Source organism: Limosilactobacillus difficilis, from assembly GCF_947387495.1.
In the GTDB taxonomy this organism is placed as follows: domain Bacteria; phylum Bacillota; class Bacilli; order Lactobacillales; family Lactobacillaceae; genus Limosilactobacillus; species Limosilactobacillus difficilis.
This window is the reverse complement of sequence record NZ_CANDNU010000019.1, coordinates 1-18,419: the sequence shown is the minus strand read 5'-3', so window position 1 is coordinate 18,419 and position 18,419 is coordinate 1. Positions and strand designations below refer to the sequence as shown.

General features: G+C 50.1%; 18 protein-coding genes and 2 pseudogenes. 6 read left to right on the top strand and 14 right to left on the bottom strand.

Going from position 1 to position 18,419, the window contains the following annotated elements; translation table 11 throughout:
• Positions 1-3: 3 nt before the first annotated feature.
• Positions 4-396 carry a MerR family transcriptional regulator gene (locus QOR82_RS05115; RefSeq protein WP_283583698.1) on the bottom strand — a complete coding sequence of 131 codons (393 nt, stop codon included), beginning with the start codon at positions 394-396 and terminating at the stop codon, positions 4-6.
• A gap of 211 nt (positions 397-607) precedes the next feature.
• Between QOR82_RS05115 and QOR82_RS05110 the strand changes: the two genes are divergently transcribed.
• Together QOR82_RS05110 and QOR82_RS05105 are read left to right on the top strand one after the other, a co-directional pair.
• Positions 608-2,116: an MDR family MFS transporter gene (locus QOR82_RS05110; RefSeq protein WP_283583697.1), complete on the top strand. Its 1,509-nt coding sequence runs from the start codon at positions 608-610 to the stop codon at positions 2,114-2,116.
• Positions 2,116-2,835: a DUF4811 domain-containing protein gene (locus QOR82_RS05105; protein ID WP_283583696.1), complete on the top strand. Its 720-nt coding sequence runs from the start codon at positions 2,116-2,118 to the stop codon at positions 2,833-2,835. Before QOR82_RS05110 ends, QOR82_RS05105 begins: the two co-directional genes overlap by 1 nt.
• Before the next feature lie 35 nt (positions 2,836-2,870).
• On the opposite strand, the gene QOR82_RS05100 is transcribed toward QOR82_RS05105, so the two are convergent.
• From QOR82_RS05100 to QOR82_RS05090, 3 genes are all read right to left on the bottom strand, one after another.
• A complete protein-coding gene (locus tag QOR82_RS05100; RefSeq protein WP_408612925.1) occupies positions 2,871-3,752 on the bottom strand; it encodes an alpha/beta hydrolase in 882 nt (293 codons plus the stop codon).
• The gene (locus QOR82_RS05095; RefSeq protein ID WP_283583694.1) at positions 3,733-5,061 is read right to left on the bottom strand and encodes a PTS transporter subunit EIIC; all 1,329 of its coding nucleotides are present in this window, start codon (positions 5,059-5,061) and stop codon (positions 3,733-3,735) included. Before QOR82_RS05095 ends, QOR82_RS05100 begins: the two co-directional genes overlap by 20 nt.
• Before the next feature lie 120 nt (positions 5,062-5,181).
• Entirely contained in the window at positions 5,182-6,078 is an 897-nt protein-coding gene (locus tag QOR82_RS05090) for a LysR family transcriptional regulator (protein WP_283583693.1), read from the bottom strand.
• Positions 6,079-6,250: 172 nt separating this feature from the next.
• On the opposite strand from QOR82_RS05090, the gene QOR82_RS05085 reads away from it, so the two are divergent.
• The 3 genes from QOR82_RS05085 to QOR82_RS05075 are packed head-to-tail and all read left to right on the top strand — an operon-like array spanning position 6,251 to position 8,959.
• A complete protein-coding gene (locus QOR82_RS05085; protein ID WP_283583692.1) occupies positions 6,251-6,682 on the top strand; it encodes an FAD-dependent oxidoreductase in 432 nt (143 codons plus the stop codon).
• Between the two features lie 55 nt (positions 6,683-6,737).
• Positions 6,738-7,757 carry a hypothetical protein gene (locus tag QOR82_RS05080; protein ID WP_283583691.1) on the top strand — a complete coding sequence of 340 codons (1,020 nt, stop codon included), beginning with the start codon at positions 6,738-6,740 and terminating at the stop codon, positions 7,755-7,757.
• Entirely contained in the window at positions 7,757-8,959 is a 1,203-nt protein-coding gene (locus QOR82_RS05075) for an iron-sulfur cluster-binding domain-containing protein (protein WP_283583690.1), read from the top strand. The genes QOR82_RS05080 and QOR82_RS05075 overlap by 1 nt, the downstream gene beginning before the upstream one ends.
• A gap of 58 nt (positions 8,960-9,017) precedes the next feature.
• On the opposite strand, the gene QOR82_RS05070 is transcribed toward QOR82_RS05075, so the two are convergent.
• The 8 genes and pseudogenes from QOR82_RS05070 to QOR82_RS05030 form a co-directional block, all read right to left on the bottom strand.
• Positions 9,018-10,229 carry a voltage-gated chloride channel family protein gene (locus QOR82_RS05070; protein ID WP_283583689.1) on the bottom strand — a complete coding sequence of 404 codons (1,212 nt, stop codon included), beginning with the start codon at positions 10,227-10,229 and terminating at the stop codon, positions 9,018-9,020.
• Positions 10,230-10,280: 51 nt separating this feature from the next.
• Positions 10,281-11,426 (bottom strand): annotated as a pseudogene (locus QOR82_RS09400) (MFS transporter).
• A 125-nt stretch (positions 11,427-11,551) separates the two neighbouring features.
• Positions 11,552-12,394, bottom strand: coding sequence for a LysR family transcriptional regulator (locus QOR82_RS05055; protein WP_283583686.1), 843 nt, complete (start codon positions 12,392-12,394; stop codon positions 11,552-11,554).
• A 133-nt stretch (positions 12,395-12,527) separates the two neighbouring features.
• Positions 12,528-13,250: an HAD hydrolase family protein gene (locus QOR82_RS05050; protein ID WP_283583685.1), complete on the bottom strand. Its 723-nt coding sequence runs from the start codon at positions 13,248-13,250 to the stop codon at positions 12,528-12,530.
• 134 nt (positions 13,251-13,384) lie between these two features.
• Entirely contained in the window at positions 13,385-14,344 is a 960-nt protein-coding gene (locus QOR82_RS05045; protein ID WP_283583684.1) for a zinc-binding alcohol dehydrogenase family protein, read from the bottom strand.
• A 67-nt stretch (positions 14,345-14,411) separates the two neighbouring features.
• Entirely contained in the window at positions 14,412-14,864 is a 453-nt protein-coding gene (locus QOR82_RS05040; RefSeq protein ID WP_283583683.1) for a GNAT family N-acetyltransferase, read from the bottom strand.
• Positions 14,865-14,874: 10 nt separating this feature from the next.
• Positions 14,875-15,309, bottom strand: coding sequence for a MarR family winged helix-turn-helix transcriptional regulator (locus QOR82_RS05035; RefSeq protein ID WP_283583682.1), 435 nt, complete (start codon positions 15,307-15,309; stop codon positions 14,875-14,877).
• Between the two features lie 135 nt (positions 15,310-15,444).
• The gene (locus QOR82_RS05030) at positions 15,445-15,981 is read right to left on the bottom strand and encodes a flavodoxin family protein (RefSeq protein ID WP_283583681.1); all 537 of its coding nucleotides are present in this window, start codon (positions 15,979-15,981) and stop codon (positions 15,445-15,447) included.
• Between the two features lie 180 nt (positions 15,982-16,161).
• Between QOR82_RS05030 and rpsN the strand changes: the two genes are divergently transcribed.
• On the top strand, positions 16,162-16,431 hold the full coding sequence (gene rpsN / locus QOR82_RS05025) for a 30S ribosomal protein S14 (protein WP_283583680.1): 270 nt from the start codon (positions 16,162-16,164) through the stop codon (positions 16,429-16,431).
• A gap of 186 nt (positions 16,432-16,617) precedes the next feature.
• On the opposite strand, the gene QOR82_RS05020 is transcribed toward rpsN, so the two are convergent.
• The gene (locus QOR82_RS05020; RefSeq protein WP_283583679.1) at positions 16,618-17,844 is read right to left on the bottom strand and encodes a mucin-binding protein; all 1,227 of its coding nucleotides are present in this window, start codon (positions 17,842-17,844) and stop codon (positions 16,618-16,620) included.
• Between the two features lie 197 nt (positions 17,845-18,041).
• Positions 18,042-18,347: pseudogene (locus QOR82_RS09395) on the bottom strand (IS30 family transposase); the annotation flags it as partial.
• Positions 18,348-18,419: the final 72 nt, after the last annotated feature.

The following is an 18,419-nucleotide window of genomic DNA, read 5'->3' as shown; positions in this document are numbered from 1 at the left end:
CAGCTAATCTTTTGCGGGTTGGCGACACAAGTTCAATTTCACCTGGCCGGCCGCCGTCACCGTCGCTTCCACCTTCTGCTCCGGATCATCCGCTAGTGGGCCAAGGTCGATTTTGATAACGCCCTTGTCGACCAGCTCAATTTTTCGAATTCCCTTCATCAGAAAAGTATGGAAAAGCCGACTGACTTGGTGGCGTTTTTTTTCGTGGTCCACCGCGGCCTGCAAGGTCAGGCCCTGATCGAGAAAGTACTTGATTGTCACTACCTGGAGCATCGTGTAGATGTCAAAGTAGTGGTTTTGATTATCCTTATTTTGGTGCGACTTAATGAAGCCTTTGCGTTCCCAATAACGCAACTGGCTCGGCGAAACACTGGTCACTTTCGATAATTCCGTCATTCCCAATCTAACCTTGGAATTAAAAATTCTTTTAAAAATCGTTTCTTCCACCGTCGAACCTTCTTTCATCTTTCAATTAAACATATCTTGATTATATCTTAGCAATATTGATTGTCAAATTCTTGAATTCTTTTATCATATTATTTGACAAAGAGCTCAAATAGTCTTATATTCGAAACACTGTAATTTTTCAGAAAAGAGGCTTACCCAATTGAATGATACCGTTCAACCGGTCGACATCAACGGTCGACCCTACAACCGTTCCCTAATGGTCCTGGTCATGCTTGTTGGGGCATTTTGTACCATCCTCAACCAAACTATTTTGGCCACTGCCTTTCCGGCATTGATGAAAGCCTTTGACATCAGCACTTCAACTGTGCAATGGCTGACCACTGGCTTTCTGATGGTTAACGGGATTATGATCCCCATCAGTGCCTACCTGACTAGTCGTTTTAGTACGAAATTTCTGTTTACTAGCGCCATGATTATCTTTGAAATCGGTACTGTCATGGCCTGGTTAGCGCCCCACTTTAGCGTGCTGCTGGCTGCCCGCCTGATCCAAGCCGTGGGCGTGGGCATCAGTATGCCACTAATGCAAAACGTGATGCTGACAATCTATCCACCCGAAAAACGTGGCTCTGTCATGGGCATCAACGGTCTGGTGATCGGACTGGCACCGGCGATCGGCCCAACCCTCTCCGGGTGGATCATCGACAACTACAGCTGGCGGATGCTGTTCGAAATGATTGCCCCGATCACCGGTCTGGCAATCATTGCCAGCTTCTTCTTTGTCAAAAACGTCATTCCCAACCAGAAACCACACCTGGATTGGCTGTCTGTCATCATTTCCACGGCCGGTTTCGGCAGTATGCTCTACGGCTTCTCCACCGTGGGTGACAAGGGTTGGACGAGCCCGCTGGTAATCAGTACGATCCTGATCGGGGTCATCTTGGTTGCCATCCTGGTTGCCCGACAAAACCGGCTCGACGAACCATTTTTGGAATTCAAAGTTTTTGAGAGCAAAGAATTTACCCTGGCTACTATCCTGGGCGCCATTGTGATGATGGCGATGGTCGGCGTCGAATTAGTGGTCCCGATGTACCTGCAAATCATCCACGGGATGTCAGCTTTCCATTCGGGGTTGACCCTTCTCTTCGGGGCTCTGGTCATGGGGGCGATGAGCCCCATTACCGGGTCGCTGTTTGACCGCTATGGCGCACGACGCTTGGCAATCACCGGGATGTTCATCCTGACGGTGGGAACCCTGCCCTTTGCCTTCCTGAACCGGGACACACCGACGATCTACATCATCTTCCTATACGCAGTCCGTTTGTTCGGGATCTCCATGGTTATGATGCCAGTAACGACCAGTGGGATGAACGCCTTGCCGCTCAAGCTGATTGCCCACGGGACCGCCGTCAACAACACCCTGCGGCAAGTTGCCACTTCCGTCGGTACAGCGATTATGATTTCCGTACTGACCAACGTCACCAAGAACAACCAACCGGCCCATTCCCTGCTAGTCCAGGCCCCTATTCAGTACCGCTCGAGGATGCTGGACGCAACCCTGCTTGGCTACCACTCAGCTTTCTGGTTTGCTATTGGCTTCTCCGTGCTCGGCTTAATTCTCGCTTTCTTTATTGCTAGCGGCCGGAATTCGCGGAAGAGTACCATCAGCATCGACAAGTCCAAAGCACAATCAAAGGAAGGTGACCGATAATGATTATCATTTTGATGCTGCTAGGCGCTATTGGTGTCTTTATCAGCGTAATGTTTACTAAGCGCATGAGCACGCGCGTCACCTTCGCCCTCATCTCCGGGATTGTTTTTGTTGCTTCCACCGCTCTGATGACGGTTAATTACAGTCACCACTTTGGCATGCACCAAGTGACCACGACGAGAACCCGGCGGATCTATTCCGCCTCTAATTCGACGATGCCGCTGGCCATCTACCAACCGGTAGGCAAAAACGGTCAAGATGATGTTTGCATTTACAACACCAAAAAGCACCAGCAGAAACCGCACCACACCCCAGCTAATGAATACACCCATAACCGGCTTCGCCACATTAATGGCACCCAAGCCCGGCTCATCACCAAAGAAACGCGCTGGCGTTACAATGGCAACTGGGCTCGCATCCTCTTCGCCGGATCGGGGATGGATGGTAACCTGGTAAAACGAACTAATACCTTTGAATATCCGCAGGCTTACATGAAGCTCAGCACCAAGCAAGCACAGCGACTAGCCCAAGCAGCGAAAAAGAACGACCAGCAAAAACAAGCCGCTGTTCAGCAACAGGGACGAGCTTACGTCAGCAACCACCTCAAAGCGGCGATGGCTAAGAACCCCCAGATGAGCGCTAAGCAAATCCGCCAGCTAACCCAGCAAGCTGAGTTAGAATCCCAATCCAAACTGATCCATCAGATGCTTCAACAATAATTAGAAAAATGGCCACCATCGCGGTGACCATTTTTTTAATTATTATTGTTAGCCGGTTGTTGCGGCTGATTCCCTGTCGGGTCGTCTTGGGCCAGCTGATTCAGGATGTAACGTTCGATTAAGTCCAAGACCTGCCGGTTCTGTGGCAAGTCGGAGTGCTCACTCAGTTTACCCGTTACGGTAATCTGGGTGTAGTGTTTGACCTGCTTTTGGTAAATATACTTGCCGGCGAGTACACTGCTGAGCTGGACAATGCCATCTTCGACATAGTTTTCTGATCCGGCAACTGAATAGACGATCAGGCTCTCAGGGATCCGGCTCCGGTACTTTTCAAAATCGCTGAGCATCTGGGTCTTACGGCTCGTCGGTTCCGAAAAGTTGTAGGGACTTCCGATGGTCATCAGCTTGGTTAAGCGAATTTGCCGCTCATTAAAGTAGTGTTCGAGAAAGTACGTATAGATGAGTCCTCCGTTGGAGTGGCCAATCCCCTTGAAGTTATTAAAGCTGTAACGCTGCTTAATCCGATTAAAAGCACGGTTAAACATAGCCGCCTGCTTTTTGATGTTGCTGTAACCATCGTGATTATTTTGGAAACCGACGACGATAAAGGGTTCGCGATCATTCGGCCGCATCTGGCCAGTGAAGACGATCTTGCCAGAATTATAGACTTTGACCTTTATCAGGCTGTGATTGCGGTGGTCCTGGCGGTTGATCTTGGCCACTAAGCGGTCAAAACGGTTGACGCTGGCACTGCTTCCCGGAATCATGATCACCGGTGACATCCGCGACTGTTGCCGCGTTTCCATCAACTGGACATTCCGCCGGGCCCGGCATGCGCCAAAAATGGCCAGTATTAGGGTCAAAATGGCAAAGAAGATCACAATTAACCAGTATTTTTTACTTAGTTTCACGGTCATCCCCACCTTTCCGCTTATCAGCAAGCTGCTGGTCGACCCGATCTGCTAGTTTAACAAAGGGAATATAAACTGCGATATCGATGAGCAGCAGGATGATGGAGACCACGAAAGTTAACCAATTGCCCCCCGACCCCATCAACGGTCCCAGAATTCCAGGAGTGTTCACCGGAATCGGGTAAGCCAACGGCGGGATGACGTGCAGCAAAATCAAAGCACTCGCGACGACCATGTTAAAGACTGGCAGCAATAAAGTTGGCAGGAGATAAATCGGGTTCAAAATCATCACTGCTCCATAAAGCAGGGGATAGTTGACGTTGAAGAAAACCGGCACAGCACTGGCAACCGCTACCCGCTGCAGGTTGCGCTGGCGGCTCACCCAGAGGATTGCGATAACAAAAGCCAGGGTAACCCCCACACCGCCAAAATTAGCAAAGCCGTTGTAAAGTGCCGAGGGCGTGAAGGGATAAGGAATTTCCCAGTTGCTTTTATGCGTCAAAGCATAGTTCAAGTTCGCGTAAAGTTCGCCACTAAACATACTGCTCGGGACGTTCAGCAACTCCGGAAAACCGAGCCAGGCGCTCAGAGTGATGACGATGGACATGATGATCGTCGTCCCATAATTGCTATTACGGTTCAATAATTCTGCCAGACCCTGGCTAACCATCGTGTCCACTTCAAAAGTCCGAATCACAGCGTAAATAACGTGAATCAGAAAAGTCAGGACTAAAACAATTAACAAGGGCTTGAGGTTATCAAAGGCCCGGCTCATGATATCCCTACTTTTCAGCTCAAAATTATCCACCCGCGACTGCTGGCCGAACTTTGCAAAGATCAGTCCGATCCCGTAACCGACCAGTACGCCGATGATAAACCAGTGGGCACTGTAATAGCGCATATCAATTATCCCATCTCGTCCGCGAACATCGTGCAAAAAGATCAGAACGTAAGAAGCCATCGCGAAAATACCGGCGATGGGAATATCTTTTTGGTGCTGACGGAGCGTTAACTGGGCACTCGCCAGTGCGGCGTATGGGGCTATAAAACCGATCGTCACATTATAAACGTCATTGACAACGTAGTAAAAAAAGCGGTACTGCGGAAACCATGACTTAATGGCTAAGATATTGCCGAGAAAACCAGCGGGTGACAGGAAGACTCTGGCGATCAGCCAGGCAAAGGCACCGATCAGGGCCACCGGAAACAGCGTGAGCATCGTCCGCTGCAAGACTTGAATAAAAGGCAGTTGGCGAAAGCGTACCAAGCGCTTTACCAGCTTTGGGTTATCGTAAAAAGCAAAGCTATCGATCATGTTCATCCCCTCATTTGTTTTGAGACAACTGATTTAATCTGGTTCTAATCATATCATTAGATCTTGGGGACTAACCATTAGTTTTTTTGTGAAAATGAATGCTTTCACTTGGAGTAAACTTCAATTATCCCGCCCTTCAACCAGGTGAACATGGTCCTGGACGTATTGTTCCAACTCCCGCAGGCCGCTTGTTAGCTGGTGCGATTTGCGCCGACAGAAGAAAATCTCCACATAACTGGGCTCTTTGATCGGCACCGCAACCAAGCCTTTCTCCAGATGATGGCAGAGAAAGGCAAAGGTCAACGCCACCCCACCCAGTTGTTGGGGTAAACGGTAAAAACTTTCGTAATCATTGGATGAGACTGTCCGCCGGACCTGGGCGTAATAACGCGGCCAGTGCTTGCGGAAGCGCTGACTCATGTAGTTGCTCTCGTCTGGGAAATAGACCTGCACTCCCGCTAAGCGTTCCATGCTCAACGGTCGAAATTGCGCCAAGGGGTCGTCATGGCGCATCACCCCAACCAGCCTGCTTTTCACGACCAGATGTCGCTGATAATCATCCGGGTGGTGAGGCCAGACCAAAAAGGCCGCATCCGCATCGTTGTTTTGTAAGGCCTGTTCACAAACAGCGTCTTCGCCAAACTGCAAGTCCAGCTTAATCTGCGAGTGCTTTTTTTGGAAACGGAAAAAGAAGTCTAAGCCCAGGGCCTGCCTGATCCCGGGACAAACAAACAAGCGCAAAGTTTCCACTTGCTCATCCCGAAAAGCAGCTAAACGTGCCAAGCTCTTGTCATAATCGTTGACAACTTGCTGAAACATCGGCACGGCGGCTTGTCCGGCCGCAGTCAAGCTAATTCCCCGGTGGCTACGCTTGATCAGCGTCACCCCCACTTCACTTTCCAGCGATTGGAGCTGGCGACTGAGCCCCTGCTGGCTGATGTTCATCTGCCGGCTGCATGAAGAAATGCTGCCGCTATTGGCCAGGTTTAAAAACGACCGCAGCGTCTGAATTTGCATCGTGATCCCACCTCTTTCTTACTTTATCCTATTTCTCCTGGCAGTCACAACCTTTTGTTGTATGAATCACCAAAAAAATGCTGTTTCTCTTTTACTTCCCCGCTTCCTACAATAAAAGTAAGGATTGTAACCGGCTTCACAAGCTGTTTAATAAGCAAAGAAGGGATCAAAGATGGATAAACAATACGATGTCATTGTCATTGGTGCCGGCAACGGCGGCCTCTCCGCGGCAGCTGATGCCGCCTGTGCCGGACTGAAAACGCTGGTAATTGAACGCCACAACTTACCCGGCGGCTCAGCCAGCAGCTTTGTCCGCGGCCGCTTCGAATTTGAAACGGCACTCCACGAGCTGTTTGACCTCGGCAACGAAAAGAACCCCGGGACAGTGTGGCAGCTGTTCGACCACTACGGGATTCATCTGAAGTGGTATTACGAGCAGCAAATGATGCACATCATCGTCCCCAACCGAGTCAGTCTGACCCTGCCGACCGGCATCGATAATTTCTTAGACACGATGGAAAAAGCCGTCCCGGGCTGCCGGGACAGTGTGGCCCGCGCTCTCGCCTGCGGTAAAAAAGGGGGGGGAAGCCCTGACCTACATTAACAATCAGCACCCTAGCCAGCTAACCCTCTTGACCAAGTACGGTGATTTTCTCAAAATGTGCGCCTGTTCAGCCCGCGAAGGCTTCCAAGCGGTAGGCGTCCCTGATAAAGCTGCCCACCTGATGGAAACCTACTGGTCATACCTAGGCGGCACTGAAGATCAGATGGATTTCTTCACGATGATCGTCATGCTTTACAATTACCTCACCCAGCGGCCAGCAATGCCAGCCCATAAGTCTCATGAGATGTCACTCGCCCTGGTTGACAGTCTTTACCGTCACGGTGGCAACATTTGGTACAACTGCGAGGTCAGTCAGTTATTAATGGATGGCCAACAGGTGACCGGCGTGATCGCCAACGGCCACGAAATCCACAGCCACTTCGTAATCGCGGATGTTTCCCCAACCACCATCATCACCAAATTACTGCCCAAGGGCGTCAGTGCTCCTAAGCAAAATATCAAGTTGACGAACGCCCGCAAGTTTGCATACAGTCTAGAGACGATGTACATCGGCTTGAACAAGTCCGCCGAAGAATTAGGCATTCGAGATTATTCGACATTTATCGTCAACGATCTGGATCCGGTTAAGCAAGCAGCTGCCACTAGCCACAACCAAAAAGGGACGTTCATCGCTAACTGTCTCAACTGCTTTGTTCCAGACGCTTCGCCCAAGGGTACCTGTACCCTCTTCTTCACCACGATGGGCGATCCAAAGTACTGGGCCAACTTGAAGCCCGAGGAATACTTCCGGGCCAAAAATCAGCGAATGAAAGACTGGGCTGACCACTATGAGCGTTGCACGGGCATCCATATTCGCCCTTATATCGAAGAGGCCAGTTTTGCCTCTGACGTCACCTTTGCTCGCTACCTTGGCACTCCGAACGGTTCGCCCTACGGTTACCAAATCCAAAGGTGGGATAACATCGTCCCGCGCCTAATCAACATGGACAAGGAGCAGATGTTTAGTCACCTGGAAATCACCGGCGCGGCGGCCGAAAACATCGATGGCTATAACTGTTGCTATACCAATGGATTCCTGCACGCCCAAAAAGTTATTAAGGAGGCAGCACAATAATGTCGGAATTAAAAACCATTAACCGTTTTCGCTTCTTAAAGCTCAATCAAGAACGCCAAAAGGCCATTGAACAAGCGTCAACCAAGCCGGTCAATCCCGGCTACCCGGTCGGCCAGTTAGCCAAGAAACTGCACCCTCAGGTTCAACACGTTAAAATCAGTGCCATTAAGGAGTGGGATCAGAACTGTAAGACCTTCACCCTCGTCCCAGACGAGACGCGCGCAACTCCTAACTTGGCCTTCTTTCAGGCTGGCGCCTACATCAGTGTCCGTTTGCAAGTCGGCCAAACGATCCTCACGCGGCCCTACTCCCTCAGTTCTAGTCCCCGTCAAGCTCTGGCCGGTCAGTACCAAATCACAGTCAAACGGGTGCCAAAGGGATTAGCTTCCAATTATCTGCTCGACCACTGCTCCGTTGGCACCCAGCTGACGGTCAGCGGTCCGCTCGGCAATTTCACCTACTTGCCGATTCGTGATGCCCATACCGTCGTGGGCATTGCTGGTGGTAGCGGCATTACGCCCTTCTACTCCCTGGCCCAGGCAATTGCTGATGGAGATGAGGATTGCCGCTTAATCTTACTCTACGGTTCGCGAACGGTAGACGACATTCTCTTCCGCCAAGAATTTCAAGAATTAGAAAAACGATCCGACCGCCTTCAGGTAGTCAACGTGCTCAGTGATGAGGAGCGCCCCGGCTACGAACACGGTTTTATTTCAGCCGACCTGGTTAAAAAGTACGCTCCACAAAAAGAAGATTACTCCATTTTCATGTGCGGACCCCAGGGGATGTATCAGTTCATGGACAAAGAACTCCAAAAGCTGCACCTGGCAAAAAAGTGGCTGCGGCAGGAAGTCCAGGGTGAAGCCCATGACCCGCATGCCTTCAGCGACTACCCGAACCAGGCCAACATTCCCGCGACCGTCCACATCAATGTGGATATAAATGGCGAGCACAAAACGATCACTGCTTCCAGCCAGCAAACCATCCTGCAATCCCTCGAAAAAAACGGCATCGCCGCTCCCGCTCACTGCCGGTCAGGCGAATGCGGCTGGTGTCACTCGCACTTAGTCAGCGGCAAGGTCTTCTGTCCGCTTCAGATGGATCACCGCCGGGCAGCCGACCAAGAATTTCATTATATCTACCTCTGCTGCACCTATCCGCTCAGCGATCTAACAATCCAGGTTCCCCAGCCAGAAATGTAATGAGACAAAATTAAAGCACAAAGCCACTTCCACAAAAGAAAGCTGCTTTGCGCTATTTTTATGGCTGCAAGAAGGTCAGTCGCCGCAGAGCTCCGTTGACTAAGTATGCTGCGGCGATGATGAACAATAGAAACTGCAATGGGCAGAGCAACGCCAACAAAATGACTGTCAGCAACGGCCGGCGGATAATCGTAGTGATGGCCGCCGCCAGAAAAATAGTCACCGTCAGCTGGGGCATCACTCCCAAGAACTGCGCCAGGGCCGCTCCCATTGCTAAGCTGCTGAAAATTGCGGGGAAAATCGTTCCGCCGCGCCAACCGAGGGCAAAGCCGAAGTTGCTGATCAAAGCTTTCATCAATCCCAGGGCGATCAAAAACAACGGAGCCAGATAGTAGGCATGTTTTGCGAAGGGCTGGATGGTAAATTCGCCAGAAAAGAGGATGTCTGTACTCCAAGTTGAACCCGCCATCAGGAGAAGGCCACCAAGTAAGGCCTTCAATACCGGCCACGATGGACGCCCCGCCACCTTTTCACCCAGTTCGCCAAATTTAGCGAAGAGCCAGCCAAAGGCCCAGCCACCGACCAGGGCCGGAATGACCACCAGAGCTCCCTGCCAGTGCCAAGCAATCGGCGGCAGGTGGAACCCAATCACGCCTTCTTGCGGAAAGGCTCGAAAGAACAGCACTAAACCAAGGCAGCCACAGGCAATCCAGATGGCATAAGCTCGTTTTTTCGCGCTTTCACTGGCAAAGTAACTGCTGATGAGCGGCAAGGTATTAGTTGAGACCGTCCGCTGCCCAATGATTGTCGCCAGTTGCCGCCACCAAGAAGCGTCCCGCAACTCGTCGGCGCGGGCCAAAGCCGATTTGTAACGACAACCCAGCCAATAGATCATCCCCGCCAACAAACCACTTGCGCTGGCTTCGGGCCCGACATCAGCACCCGCTCCCAGGATCAGGAGGCCGCACAGTAAGATACGCCACCAACGGTGCCAGGAGAAATGGCCCTTGATCCGCACCTCCCCGACGACCTGCCCGATCGTCAAGGGATACTGGCCGAGACATTTCTGGCAAAGACCAATCACCAGTCCCAGCGGCAGACAAATTAGCCAGGGTCGCCATGCCGGAACGATTCCCAGCCAATTGGGAAGCGTCCGCCAAAAGAAAGCGATGATGACGTTGACAGCCTGCAAATAAGCCCCCGTCAAGATCCCGATGATCAGACTGAGGACCATTGCGTATCCAAATGTCAGCCCACGATATTGTCTCATTAATTCCTGCCGCCCAACTATGATGTATTTCTGCAGTTATTTAACCACAGTTCACAGCTGCTTGGGAACCCCTTGCCAGTAATAATTGATGACGGCAACCACCAGTAGGACGATGGCGGCGACGACCACTCCCGTCCAGTGGAAAGCTGCCCAGGCATTAATCCCGACCAAGGTCCCAATCGAACCGCCGAAAAAGTAGGAGAACATGAAAATAGAATTATTTCGACTGTTCGTGTGACGACTAAGCGATTGAATGATCGCTTGGTTGGTGACTTGGCTGAATTGCGTACTGAGGTCAAGGATCACAATCCCAATCATCAGCACGATCATGCTATGGGTCACCACCGTAAAGAGAACATAGGCAATGACGGCTAACCACCAACTCAGACTGATATTAGTCCGCGGTGAATAAGTGCTGGCCATTCGCCCGATCGTCGGGGCCGCAATAATGGCAACGATGCCTAGCAGGCCCATGCTCCCCGCAACGGCACTGCCATAACCGAAGCGGTCCGCCAGAAGGAAAGACAGGGTCGCCCAGAAGAGGTTGGCCAGCCCAAAGAGACAGAAGGCGTTGATGGCCGACCCCCGCAGGTAACGGTACTTTTTAATCAATCCTGGCAAAGAGGCGATCACGCGGAAGTAACTCTGTGGGTGTTCGATCTTGCTGGGATCATCCGGGACTAAGTAGTGGATCAATACTAACAAGATCAGGTTGATGATCCCAGCCAACAGGTAAACCATCTGCCAGCCTCATTGCTGTGCGATGATCCCGCTGAAAGTTCGGGCAAAGAGGATTCCCGTCAGCATCCCGGAAATCATTGCCCCCAAAATCGGCCCTTGACGCTTAACGGGAGTCAGATAAGCAACGTAGGGAATGATAATCTGGCCGCCTACCGACGTCAGCCCAATCGCCACTGAAGCAATCCCGAACAAAAGTGCATTCGGTGAAAAAGCCGCCAGAAACAGGCTCAGTACTGACAACAACTCAACGACCTGCAGGAAATGGTAACGATTATGGGCATCCCCCAGCGGAACCACCAGGAGCAAGCCCAAAGCATAGCTGACTTGGACGAGCATGGCGATCACTGAAACCGTCCGCGGACTGGTTGCTAAAGAAGTCACCAGCATCTTTTCGATCGGTTGGATGTAGAACATACTAGCAACGATAACGCCAACACAGGTGGCTAAAAAGACCACCCGGGCGCGTGAAAATTGAATGTAATTGTCGTTATTATTCACAGTTTTCACCTCCCCATCCACCTTAACTCTCCAGCCTAGTGTAAGAGAAGTGAAGGCTCATCACGCTAAGACTTGAAAAAATGTCATAACGCCGTCAAAAAAGCATCCAGCACGCTCTTTTCCCGGGCAATTGCCGTTACTGGCCGTTTGGGCAAGTCGACTAGGGGACTGGCAAAGAGGTCCCGCCGACTGACTACTAGCTGCTTGACTATCCCCGCCGGCAAAACAGTGAGATAGTTGCTGGTAGCCACTAGTTGAATCATCGTTTCGGTGTAATCGATCTGGCGCAGATCATGGAATATTTCCGCCGAACCGATGATTTCCTGGCTTACCGGACAGTAGTCGGGAGCGATCAGGACGTTAGCGTCCTTCAAGTCGGCCAACCGCATAGAAACGTGCAGGATGGCTTGCGACTGGCGACCACCCATCACCATCATCTCTTCATCGGCAAGCTTTCGCGATTGGAAGCGACCCGTAATTTTTCCCTGTAGCATCCCGTTGACAACAATTAGGTCCAGCTCTCCCTGGTTGAATAGGTGAACGAGCGCCGGCCCCTCATTGCTGATCTTTACCTCACCCAAGCTACTGAAATGCTTCAGCAAAAAATGCTGACAGAACGAAGCAGCGATGTTGTCGAAAATGCCAATGCGCAGTTGTCGCCAGGAAATTGCCGCCGCTTGACCCAGATGCTGAAAATCATCCAGCAGTTGTTCCGACTGTTGAGCAAAACGGCGGCCATCCACGGTCAGCTGCACTCCCTGGGCGTTACGGACAAAGAGGGTGATTCCGAAGCGCTTTTCCAGCTGCTTGATCTGCTTGCTGATGGTCGATTGGTCCATGTAAAGGTAGGCGCTCGCTTTGCTGAAGCTCTGCATCCGGCTCACCACCAGGAAGTTTCTCAATAATTCCAAATTAAAGTTTTTCACCACAACCAGCCTCGCTTTTCCCGGGAAATAATTAGTGAACAACCAATATCTTAGGCGAAGAACGGCCACCTGTAAACAAGATAAAAAGCCCCAACCGCCTAGCGATTGAAGCTTCCCTCTCCGAATCAATATTTTAGCGAGCCGCCTGAGCGGCCATCTGTCGGTCATTGTAGTGTGGCAAGAATGGCAACTGGTTCCAATCCTCGCCGAAACCAACGATTTCGTCATTGTGCAAACCGTCAAACACCATCACCTGCTGAACCGTGCTGGCGATGTTCAGTGACTGGCTGCTAATCTCAAAAACGCCTTGCACCGTCAGTTGCACCTTAAAGTTTGGAATGGCCAAATAGTCAAAAAATTGCTGGAGCCGGACCCGCTCTTGAGTCGAGCTCGGCGCCAACTGAATCTTGATCACCGGCAGCTGGGGATGCAGGTAAGCGGCTGGACCGACTAGCAGCGGCTCCATCCCCGCCGTGGCACTGATTGCTTGCATCTTGTCATCATCGCGATAAGCGACCCAGTGCTTGGCGGTAAAGTAAGACTGGCATAAATCAGGAAAGACCGTCATCAGTGATTTTAATAGGTAGTAAACATTCTTTTTAAGAAGGGCCTGTGTTAAGAGTGGCTGAACTTGGCCATGAGCCAGCCGGTAAATGAGGCCGCCATTCAAGGCGACTTGAGCGCTTGAGGCTCCCAGCTGCTTCACTAGCGGCAGCATCTCTTGGGCTGATCGGGATGACATCAGGGTCACTGGTACGCCCAACTTTTTCACTTGGTCGACACTCGCACTAGCTAGCTGACCGTGCCAATTCAATACTGTGGTATCATCCATTTGCAAAAATAAGCGCTTCAACATAGAACAAATCCCCTTTCCATCTTGCTGTCTTCAGCTTTCATCATGATAGTAATTTAGGGAACGCGTTCCATGTCAAGCGCTTTTCAAAGATAATTTATTTTGTTCTTAATCGGTCTAGCAGCAATGGCCTCTCGTCAGTCGTTCCCGACCACGACGACCTTGCCAAAACTGCGTTTACTTTCCAGGTAGCGATGTGCATCCGCCACGTGAGCCAAGTCAAAGACTTTCTCAGGTTGAACGGCAACATGATACTTGCCCAGGTAGTCTAGCAACTGCTGAAAACGGGCAGCATCGACATTGCCCGAAGAAAAGCTGGTCAGATAAGCATCGGGCGCAATGTCCATAATCGGGTCAAATTTGTTCAGGTACCATTCATCCCCCAGTTCGCCGGTTGAGCAAACAATGCCCCCTGGTCGGGTAAAGCGAAAACTATCTTTGACCGTCTTGGGGCCAATCAACTCTAAGATCTTGTCGAAATGCTGGTCGGTTTGCAGGTGGCCGTCCTGGTCCAGCACCATTTCATCATAACCCGCGGCCAATAGCTGCTCCCGCTTTTTAGCGCTACGGGATGTCCCGGCAACTGGCACTTGGGGCCACTTAGCTTTGACCAACTTGGTAAAGGCAACCCCGACACCACTCGTGCCGCCACGAACCAACACTTTGTCAGTCGCTTTAATTCTCAGATTATGCAAAGAACCCCAGGCGGTGTAGTAAGTTTCCGGGATTGCCGCTAAAGTAGCCCAATCGAGCTGGCTCTGAATGGGCATGATCCGCTTATTCGGCAGCAACGTATATTCCGCGTATGAACCGTCAAATGCCCGGCCCATCTCGCCCATGATCGAGACCACCTGCTGGCCAACTGGCAAGCGGGTCGGGTCCGTCGTTTCAGCAATGACGCCGACACACTCAATCCCCAAAATACGCGGAAATTTTACTGATGGCGAAAGTCCCCGCCGGGTGAAAATTTCGGAGTGATTGATGCCAAAGCCCCTCACCTTCACCAATGACCAACCCGGTTTAACTTGCGGCGTGGGTACATCAGTATAGGTTAATTGTTCCGGTCCGCCTGGCTGATAAATCACAACTGCTTTCATCAATAGACCTCCCCTTTCATTTCTATTTGGATGACAAACATCCAACTCTTTTGAATATTCTAACAAACTATTGTGCCGGCAAAGGAGCATGCGTCATCTTGATATGCGGGGTCAGGCTATAGATAAACTCCTTCCCCTGGGCTTGAAAGCCAGCCTGGGCATAAAAGTCCCGCACGTAAGCCTGAGCCTCGATCTCAATCGGCCGTTCCGGGAAACGTTGCCCAATAGTGATCATGATCTGGTTCAGCAATTCCTTCCCGACCCCTTGACCACGGACCTTCTTACTGGTCACCACCCGGCCAAAGGTCACCGTCCGGCCATCGGCTTCCGTAAAGATCCGCGCGTAAGCGACGATGTCACCATCGGCATCCACTTGGAAGAGGTGAAGAGCTCGCTTATCATTTTGATCCAGCTCCTGGTAAAGCCGTTGCTGTTCCACCACGAAAACCTGGTTGCGCAGCTGCATGATCGCAAACAGTTCATCATTGCTCAATTCATCAAAAGTTTTTAACTGCCACATCTTGAAAGCCTCATTTCTTGAATAATAAGCGGTTAGCGGTTTGAACACTGTGCCAAAATTCTCTTTGCTCCTGGTCCGTTAAGCCCTTAATGATCTCGTCAATCAAATCATTTGAACGCTCGTTGATCTGCTTGAACAACTGCTGTCCCGCCGCGGTGAAGTGCAATTCCACGGCGCGCGAATCCTGGACCGACGCGGTTTTAGTGAGGAAACCCTTTTTAACCAGCTTGTTGATGATCCGACTGACGTAACTCTTATCGATGTTGAGTTTTCTCGCCAGCAGCGACGGCGAATTCAAATGATTAATACCGATTTCTACGATAATCCGGGCATCCGCCCAGGAAAGGTCCGTCCCGAAGATTTTCCGGTTAAAGACACCAAGGGCCCGCGTGTATTGGCGATTGAAATCCCGGATTTCGGCGATTTGTTGCTTGTCCAGCATCATCTTCCCTCCTTTTTATATAGTGGAGATTGTCTACTATTTTAGCATGATAATTGACATTGTCCACTATTTTTTAACATAAAACAGCCTTCCCAGCAAAAACTTGATCGTCTTTGCTAGGAAGGTCATCCAACTGCATCAATGAATTTGGTGCCCAATTTCATAGGCTTCTTGGGCGTGTTTTTGCAACTTGTCTGAATTCCAAGAGTCATCCGCATAGACATCACCCAGACTCGGCCAACGCATATATTTTTGCAACAACTGCATATGCAATTTGATTGCCGCCATATCTTCTTGCGTCCCGTAAGCCGTCATCAAGATAACTGAATGTTTATCCTTTAGTTCATGATTGTAATCGTAAAAGCGATCGATAACGGCCTTCAGTTGGGCATTGATTCCAAAATAATACATGGAACCAACTAAAACAACAACATCAGCATCAAGGAGCTTCGGAAGCACTTCTTTTTCGACAAGGTCATTATCGGGAATACCTACTTCCATTCCTGCAGTCTTTTTTAACTGCAAGAAATGTGGATTGTCAGCTCCCTGCAGTCCTGCATCGTAGCGATAGATCTGGTTATTGTTTTCGCGAGCTCCCTTTTCAAAAGCATCTGCTAAAGTCTTGGAAGTTCCCGGGTTATGAGGCGAACCAGTTAAAATAACTATCTTAGCCATTAATAATTCCTCCTTCATGTTCAACGTTAATCATAGTATAGTCGCAGTGCCGGCTATTAGAAAGTAAGTGCACTTCCTGGCTTTTCACACCTAAGTTCGTTATAATAGCGGCAGCAATTGATCCGCAAATGTAAATTTTAAATATCATCATCACTAATCCACCAATAAAGGAGTCTTTTTATGGCCAAAAAATCGAAAATCGCTAAGTTACACCATCAAGAACGGCTCGTCAGCAAGTACGCTGCTAAACGGCGGGCATTAAAGGCGGCCGGCGACTATATCGCTCTATCGAAGTTGCCGCGTAATTCTAGTCCTGTCCGTCTGCATAACCGTGATCAGTATGACGGACGGCCGCACGCCTACATGCGCAAGTTCGGCATGTCCCGGCTGAATTTCCGGGACCTCGCCCACAAGGGACAGCTTCCGGGCGTTCGAAAGGCTAGCTGGTAAGCATCATCTAAACCAAAAACGACCTCACTACCGCAAACAGGACATCACAGTCCTCCACGGCAGTGGGGTCGTTTCGTTTTTAGGAGCAAAACAAAAGGCTGATTAGCCGCCCCCTTTTCGGGAGCAGTTAGTCAGCCTTTTGGCCTTCTGTGGCCGGCTTGGCAATCTCGCCAAGTCGTTTTTTATTTAGTCGCGTCCATCACGTTTCTTCTTACCCATGCCGAGCAGGGTCGTCAAACCAATCAGGGCGAGGCCAACAAGGCCTAACTTGCTGTGGGCATTCCCAGTCTGCGGCAACTGCTTAGCTGCAGCAGTAGAACTTGAATGACCAGCAGACAATTGCTGTGATTGTGTCGACAAGGTGCCTTCACTTTCATGGTCATTTGCTGGCTGCTCATTGTTTTGTTCGCCACCCGTGTGACTTGGCGTGCTTGGTTGATCCGGCACGTTGTCGTGAGCCGTCTTGTGATACGTGATGTTGATCAGCGCATCAGCAGTCGGATCAACAATTGCCTTCACAAGTGCCTGACTCGGTTCGTAGCCGTCAATGACAGCTGGCCGATATGCCGGCCAAGTGTCCTGACCAGCAGAGCCGACCCACGGACTGTAGGTCACCTGACCAGTTACTTCGTCAAAGGTGGCCGTCCGCGTAAATTCGGTCTTTTGCACGACCATTTCCTGCCGACCATCTGGATAAGTGATGACGATGGTCCGGGTTGGATGAATCGTCAGGCTATCCATCGGCGGGTAATTCTTGCTTGGATCACCCGGTACTGGACCAGTCGGTGCCGTTTCACCTGGGTGCACGATAATTGTAGCGTGTTCGATCAATACAACGACATCGGCGTGACCATTTGGTCCAAAGGTGATCGTTGTTGGCACGCTCTGCCCGTCAACTAAGCGCCAGCCAGTCGGCAGTGCGGAGTTTACCGCCACGGTTTGCCCCGTCTTGCCACTGACCACATCTGACTTAATGACGTTACCAGCACCATCTTCGTAGATAATGCGGGCCATTTGGTCATTAGCCGTGTAGGTGATCTCAACGTTGCTGCTTGGGGTATCTGGAGTGACATCTTCAGCAGCTACTCGCGCTTGGCTTGGCGTATAGCCAGCCGCACCCTTGGCAGCGTAGCTTGGCAGTTTGGCCGTTGTCCAGTCGCTGAAGTGGCTCAGCTGCTTAGTTACTTCATCATAGATCGCATGCCGCGTGATCGTCGCGGTCTGCTTGGTAATGATTAGGTTTTGGCCCGGCACATTATCCGTGATCGTCCGCGTTACCGTATGAATCAATTGATTCTTATCAACGTCACTCGGAATCGTTGCTGAATCCTTGCCATCAACGATCTTCGTCGAATGATGTTGCTTATTAACTTGATAGCGGAATCCTAATTTAACGGCATTTGAACTGTGCAAAATCAATTCAAATCTATAAAAAGTAACATTGTTCCCTACCAAAACCCTACCAAAAACTTATAATATTGAGCGTAAAAAAAGCAATCAGCATTTACAATTGATAGTAAGTGTTTGATTGCTTTTTCATTTTGAACTTCATCTTAGTTAATATATAGACGAAAATAACAGGTATCTAAATTTCAAGAATAAGTTAGCCACTAAGCTGAAATAAATAGCACTGACCAATTAATTATTGGTTGATGAGAACGTGACATCTCTTGATAGAATGCTTTACAGTAAACATCCATTGCAGAACGTCCATTAAATATGGCTCGTGGATAGTGATTCATCCAATCATTAGTCGCTATGATCTGAGCACTACTATAGTTATTTATAGCTTCACCTTTGGTAATCTCCTTGCGGAGAAACCGGTTATTGATCTCATTGGATCCGCGTTCCCAAGGAGAATATGGGTCAGTGTAAAAAACATGGTCATGAACTCGCGTTAACTCACTAAATTGATTCTAGAATATTCGGTACTGATAAGAGTAATTCTTATCGGTGCCGTTTTTTGTTGCTTCGCTATACCATTAAAT